We start from the raw sequence: 6724 nt of genomic DNA, 5'->3' as shown, positions 1-6724 counted from the left end.
CGTGACGGCGGTGACGCAGGGCAAACTCGGCCACCGCCTCGATGTCGTCGGCGTCGATCCCTGTCGCGCCGCGCCATGCGGCGTGGGCCCGTGCCGCACGCAGCCACACCAGGTCGCGCGCAAGCCATCGACACCTGCCGCAAAACAGCGCTCAGTGATCTGCGACAGGGCATGATCGTCCAGCGCAATCTGTTCAAGCCGCTCGCGCGCCGACTGACAGCGGCTGCGCAATTGCGCCTGGGCGTCGGCCCACTGCACGCAGAAGGCCTGCGGGTCGCTATCGAAGTCCAGGCGCCGACGGATGATCTGACCGCGGGCAGCAGGCATTGGCTGACCGTGCAGGGCCACATTCAAACCGAACCGATCGAGCAACTGAGGACGCAGCTCGCCCTCCTCCGGGTTCATGGTGCCGATCAGAACGAAGCGTGCGCTGTGCCGGTGGGAAATACCATCACGCTCGATGCGGTTGGTTCCACTGGCCGCAACATCCAGCAGCAAGTCGACCAGATGATCGGGCAGCAGGTTGACCTCGTCCACGTACAGCACGCCACCGTCTGCCTTGGCCAGCACGCCCGGGGAAAACTGCGCACGCCCTTGGCCCAGTGCGGCGTCCAGATCCAGCGTACCCACCAGGCGCTCTTCGGTAGCCCCCAGCGGCAAGGTCACGAACGGGCCATCACCGAGCAGGTCGGCCAGGCCCCGGGCCAAGGTGCTCTTGGCCATGCCGCGCGGGCCTTCGATCAGCACGCCACCGATCTTCGGGTCGATTGCAGTCAAGCACAGCGCCAGCTTGAGCTCGTCCGAACCGACAACGGCGGCGAGCGGAAAATGTAGGGGTTCACTCATGTCAGGCATCTTCCTCGCCCTCCAGCAACTGTTCTTCAAGGGCCTGTCGATAGTCGCCCGGCGCCTGCCACAGCCCGCGTTGCTGGGCCTCCAGCAAGCGTTCGGTAATGTCGCGCAGGGCTTCGGGATTGTGCTGGCGGATAAACGCTCGGGTCGCGGCATCGAGCACGTAGGCATCGGCCAGCGATTGGTAGTGGTGGTCGTCGATCAAGTGCGTGGTGGCATCGAACGCGAACAGGTTGTCGACGGTCGCCGCCATCTCGAACGCACCTTTGTAGCCGTGGCGCTTGACCCCGTCGATCCACTTGGGATTGAGCGCGCGGGCACGGATCACCCGGTTCAACTCTTCCTTCAGGGTACGGATACGCGGGCGGTCAGGCTGGCTGTGGTCGCCGTGGTAACTGGCCACGCCGGCGCCGGCAAGGCTCTCTGCGGCAGCAAGCATGCCACCCTGGAACTGGTAGTAATCGTTGGAGTCGAGCAGGTCATGTTCGTGGTTGTCCTGGTTCTGCAGCACCGCCTGCACCTGGCTCAGGCGCCGGGCGAACGGCTCGCGCGCCGCTGTGCCCTCATCCGCAGCGCCGTAGGCATAGGCGCCATGGTTGAGGTAGACCTCGGCAAGGTCTCGCGACTGTGCCACAGGCGGCCATCAATGGCGTTCTGCACCCCGGCACCATAGGCGCCGGGCTTGGAGCCGAACACCCGCCAGCCGGCCTGGCGCTGCGCCTGTTCGGCGTCCAGGCCCGTGGCCAGCAGCTCGGCCCGCTCGCTGCGCACCTTGGCCGCCAATGGGTTGAGTTCAGCGGGCTCATCCAGGGCCGCCACTGCCTGCACCGCAGCATCGAACAGCTTGATCAGGTTGCCAAACGCATCGCGGAAAAAGCCTGACACACGCAGGGTCACATCCACCCGCGGGCGATCCAGCAGGCTTACCGGCAGGATCTCGAAGTCGTCCACCCGCTGGCTGCCACTGGCCCACACCGGACGCACGCCCATCAGCGCCATGGCCTGGGCGATATCATCGCCGCCCGTGCGCATGGTGGCGGTGCCCCACACCGACAAGCCCAGCTGGCGCAGGTGATCGCCATGCTCCTGCAGGTGTCGCTCCAGAATCAGGTTGGCCGACGCAAAACCCAGGCGCCATGCAGTGGCCGTGGGCAGGTTGCGCACATCCACGGTATAGAAGTTGCGCCCGGTGGGCAGCACGTCCAGCCGCCCGCGGCTTGGCGCGCCGCTGGGGCCGGCGGGGACGAAGCGCCCGTCCAGCGCAGCCAGCAACCCGTGCATCTCGGCCGGGCCACAGGCATCCAGGTGCGGCGCCACCTCGGTACGCAGTGCCTGCAGCACCGCATGCACGTCAGGCCAGCGCGGGTCGAGCTGAACCTGATCGTCGAGTACCTGCCCGATCAGTTGCGCCGCGTACAGTTCAAGGCGTTCTCGGGTGTCACCAGCAGTACGCCAGGGGTCGTGGCTGACGCGCGTCAACTCGACGGGCTGCGGCCCTTGCCAGGGTTGGCCGAGATCACAGTCCAGCGGGTCGAAGCCCAGTGCCATGGCCTTGGCCAGCACCCGCAGCAAACTGGCGTTGGCGCCACGCCCGTCGCCACGCTCGACGCGCAGCAAGGCCAGCAGCGTGTCGATGCGCAGGCGCCCGGCAGGCGATTCGCCAAACACATGCAGGCCGTCGCGAATCTGTGATTCCTTGAGGTCGCACAGGTAGGTGTCCAGCCGCGGCAACCAGACCGCCGCGTCGTCCAGTGCGCCTTCGAGTTGCAGCTCGCGATCGATATGGTGGTCGCGCACCAGGTTGAGAATATCGCGCTGCAGCTCACGGGCACGCCGCGGGTCCAGCAGTTGCGCTTCGTAGTACTCGTCGGCCAGCACCTCCAGGTCGCGCAGCGGACCGTAGGTTTCGGCCCGGGTCAGCGGCGGCATCAGGTGATCGATGATCACCGCCTGGGTGCGGCGCTTGGCCTGCGCGCCCTCGCCCGGGTCGTTGACGATGAACGGATAGATGTTCGGCAACGGGCCCAGCAGCGCATCCGGCCAGCACGCGGCCGACAGCCCGACGCCCTTGCCCGGCAGCCATTCGAGGTTGCCGTGCTTGCCGACATGAATCAGTGCATCGGCCGCATAGGCATGTCGCAGCCAGAAGTAGAACGCCAGGTAACCGTGTGGCGGCACCAGGTCCGGGTCGTGGTACACCGCACTGGGATCGACCTGATAGCCACGCGCCGGCTGGATGCCGACAAATGTCAGGCCAAAGCGCAAGCCGGCAACCATCATGCGCCCGCTGCGAAACATCGGGTCGTGCTCGGGCTCGCCCCAGCGTTCGCGCACTGCCGCCTGGTTGGCCGCCGGCAACGCCGCGAAGGCGGCGCGATAGTCTTGCAGCGCCAGGCTCTGGGCACAGGGACGCTGGTCGAGCGTGTCCAGGTCATTGGTCACGCCACCGAGCAAGGCATGGATCAGCGCCGTGCCACTGTCGGGCAACGCGCCGACCGGGTAGCCCTGCTGCTGCAGGGCGCGCAGAATGCCAAGTGCCGCGGCGGGCGTGTCCAGGCCGACGCCGTTGCCGATACGCCCGTCGCGGGTCGGGTAGTTGGCCAGGATCAGCGCCACGCGTTTTTGCGGGTTCTGCAAACGGGCCAGCTCGCACCAGCGCCGGGCAAGCTCGGCGACAAAATCCATGCGTTCCAGGTGCGGCTTGTAGCACACTACGTCCGACTGGCTGCGTTCGCTTCGCCAGGCCAGGTCCTTGAAGCTGACCGGGCGACTGATGATGCGACCATCCAGCTCCGGCAAGGCAATGTGCATGGCCAGGTCGCGTGCACCAAGGCCCTGTTCGCTGGCCTCCCAGGCAGGCTGGTTGTCCTGCGCGCAGATGGCCTGCAGCACCGGGATATCGCGCCGGAACGGTCGCAGATGCGGCTGCTGCGGGCTGGATTGGGCGAAGCCGGTGGTATTGATGATCAGCGCGGCATCGACCTGATCCAGCCACAGCTCGACCTGCGCCAGGCAGGCGGCTTCCTTCAGGCTGGCCACCGCAATCGGCAGCGCATTGAGACCTGCCTCGTGCAGGCGCTCGCAGAAGGCATCGATGAACGCCGTGTTGGCGGCCTGCAGGTGCGAGCGATAGAACAGCACAGGCACCACCGGCCGCTCGGCCTGCCAGTCGGCAAACCAGTGCTCGAGGCTGGCCTGGGGATGTTGCGGATGGTAGACGCTGGTGCGCGGCAGCTGTTGTGGCTCGTCCCAGCGATAACCCCGGCCCAGCCATTGGCTGGCCAGGCAATGATAGAGGTTCAGCGCATTGGCCTTGCCGCCCTGGCGCAGATAGTGCCAAAGCCGTTCGGCTTGCTGCGGGGCAACGGTACTCAGGCTGCTCAGTTCCGGGTCCGGACGATCGTCACCCGGCACCAGGATCAGTTGCACGCCGCGCGCCGCCAGCGCCAGCAACTGCTCCACACCATAGCGCCAATAACCAATGCCACCGTGCAGCGACACCAGAATGACTTTGGCGTGGCGCAATACCTGGTCGACGTAGAGGTCTACCGACGCGTGGTTCTGCACCTGCATCGGGTTGGCCAGGCGCAGGCTGGGGTAGTCGTCGGGCAACTGCTGGGCGGTTTCGGCCAGCAGTGCCAGGTGCGAGTCGCCGCTGCAGAGAATCACCAGGTCGGCGGGTGTCTGGCCGAGGTCGGCAATGCTGTCGTCCGGCACAAAGCCGCCGGGCTGGGTCCGCAGCAGGTGCATGGGTCAGGCGCCCAGTGCCGCGCGCAGGTTCGCTTCGAGCAGGGCTGCATCAAGGTCCTGGCCGATCAGTACCAGGCGCGTGGTGCGCGGTTCTTCACTGCGCCAGGCACGGTCGAAGTGTTTGTCGAAACGGCTGCCCACGCCCTGGATCAGCAAGCGCATCGGCTTGCCCGGGATGGCGGCGAAACCTTTCACACGCAGAATGCCGTGCTGCACCACCAGTTGGGTCAGCGCATCGAGCAACAGGCTCTCGTCGGCCTGGGGCAACTCGATGGAGATCGAATCGAACGCGTCGTGGTCATGATCGTCGTGATCGTCTTCACCGTCGTGGTGCGAGTCGTGGTGAGTACGGCGCGCATCAATGTGCACTTCGGACTCGGCGCCCAGGCCCAGCAGCACCTCCAGCGGCAGGCGACCGCTGCTGGCCTCGACCACTTTCACCGCTGGCGGCAGCTCTTGCTGCACCTCGGCGCGCACCGCCGCCAGCGCATCGGCATCGATCAGGTCGGCTTTGTTCAGCACTACCAGGTCGGCGCTGGCCAACTGGTCGGCAAACAGCTCATGCAGCGGCGACTCGTGGTCCAGGTTGGGGTCCAGCTTGCGCTGCGCATCGACCTGATCGGGGGTAGGCGGCGAAGGTACCGGCGGCCACGGCCGGGCTGTCGACCACGGTGATCACCGCATCGACCGTGCAGGCGTTGCGGATTTCCGGCCACTGGAACGCTTGTACCAACGGCTTGGGCAAGGCCAGGCCGCTGGTTTCGATCAGGATGTGGTCCAGGTCACCACGGCGTGCGACCAGCTCGCGCATCACCGGGAAGAACTCTTCCTGCACGGTGCAGCACAGGCAACCGTTGGCCAGCTCGTAGACGCGGCCATTGGCCTCTTCTTCGCTGCAACCGATGCTGCATTGCTTGAGAATCTCGCCGTCGATACCCAGCTCGCCGAACTCGTTGACGATCACCGCGATGCGACGACCCTGGGCGTTGTCCAGCATATGGCGCAACAGTGTGGTCTTGCCCGAACCGAGGAAGCCGGTGACGATGGTGACGGGGAGTTTGGCCAGTGTTTTCATGTCGATGCCCTTGGCAGGATGGCGGGCATGCAGGACGAGAGCCGCAGGTGCCTTGCTACCTGAGCGCATTCGTCACCGGATCACCCCGCCCGGTTGAAAGTCGGAAACTGTTCGAGGCAGGTCTCCTGGCTCGCGCTGCGCCAGTCGTTACACCGGCAACATCGACGCCTTCCCGCCGCAGCAGTGGCCGTGTCGATGCAGTTCAACGCTTACAGTTGCGGGCAGCCACGGCTTGAACCGCGTTCCCGTCTTAGCTGCGACCTGGGCCGCAGAACCTCGAAGCGGCTAGGCTACGCAGTGCCCTCAAGCAGGTCAACCGCTGTATTGACGGATGCCGGCGCGCATGATCTGCTAGCCGCATTCGTTTGGGTGCCTTTTACCAAGGTGAAACGGGAAACCGGTGCGTCAGCCACTTCTTTTGATAGCGGCCGATCATTCCGGTGCTGCCCCCGCAACGGTAAGCGAGAAAAGCGTCTTGACCACTGTGCCAGCAGTCCGGCATGGGAAGGTGACGCCTTCGGCTGAGCAACCTGCCAGCCCTCGCCAGCCCGGAGACCGGCCCAACAGCGTTTTGACAACCCCGCGGTGGGCGGGCGCAGTTGCACCCCTGGGCGCCGTTCGCACAGGGGTTGGCCGCGCTTGCCTGTTGCCGACAGCACCGACAACACAAAAAGGAACGCGCCATGCCCATCATCAGTACCTCCAGCCGGCCATTGGTTACCCCCACCACCCTCGCGCAGCGCCTGAGCGTGGCCATCGGCGCCTCGTTGCTGGGCCTGTGCCTGGTGTATTTCGCCGGCTTCTCGCACATCGAAGCGGTGCACAATGCCGCCCACGATACCCGCCACAGCGCTGCGTTCCCTTGCCACTGAGACTGCCCCGATGATCAAGCGCATTGCCCGCACCGCCGGTTTTGCCGGCCTGCTTGCCGCCCTGCTGCTGACCCTGCTGCAAAGCTTGTGGGTCGCGCCGCTGATTCTGCAGGCCGAAACCTATGAAAACTCGGCCCCGGTGGTCGAGGCCCATGAACATGCTGAAGGTAGCGCC

At 65.8% G+C, this 6724-nt stretch carries 2 protein-coding genes, 3 pseudogenes and 2 riboswitches; of the genes and pseudogenes, 2 read left to right on the top strand and 3 right to left on the bottom strand.

Annotation, left to right across the window (positions count from 1 at the left end; all coding sequences use genetic code 11):
* The 3 pseudogenes from G3436_RS18270 to cobW all read right to left on the bottom strand — a co-directional run.
* Positions 1-846, bottom strand: a pseudogene (locus tag G3436_RS18270) (magnesium chelatase ATPase subunit I); the annotation flags it as partial.
* Position 847: 1 nt separating this feature from the next.
* Positions 848-4602: pseudogene (cobN, locus tag G3436_RS18265) on the bottom strand (cobaltochelatase subunit CobN).
* Between the two features lie 3 nt (positions 4603-4605).
* Positions 4606-5677: pseudogene (cobW, locus tag G3436_RS18260) on the bottom strand (cobalamin biosynthesis protein CobW).
* Positions 5678-5775: 98 nt separating this feature from the next.
* A riboswitch (cobalamin riboswitch) is annotated at positions 5776-5971 on the bottom strand.
* A 56-nt stretch (positions 5972-6027) separates the two neighbouring features.
* A riboswitch (cobalamin riboswitch) is annotated at positions 6028-6255 on the top strand.
* 105 nt (positions 6256-6360) lie between these two features.
* Here cobW and G3436_RS18255 point away from each other — a divergent pair.
* Complete coding sequence (locus G3436_RS18255; RefSeq protein WP_163947723.1) at positions 6361-6549, top strand: CbtB domain-containing protein; 189 nt, start codon at positions 6361-6363, stop codon at positions 6547-6549.
* Positions 6503-6724, top strand: a 222-nt coding sequence (locus G3436_RS18250) for a CbtA family protein (RefSeq protein ID WP_243667210.1), incomplete at its 3' end; no start/stop codon positions are given. The genes G3436_RS18255 and G3436_RS18250, both read left to right, overlap by 47 nt.

Origin of the sequence: Pseudomonas brassicae (assembly GCF_010671725.1) — a bacterium.
GTDB classification, from domain to species: domain Bacteria; phylum Pseudomonadota; class Gammaproteobacteria; order Pseudomonadales; family Pseudomonadaceae; genus Aquipseudomonas; species Aquipseudomonas brassicae.
The sequence above is the reverse complement of the archived record's forward strand: the minus strand, read 5'-3'. Positions and strand labels throughout refer to the sequence as shown.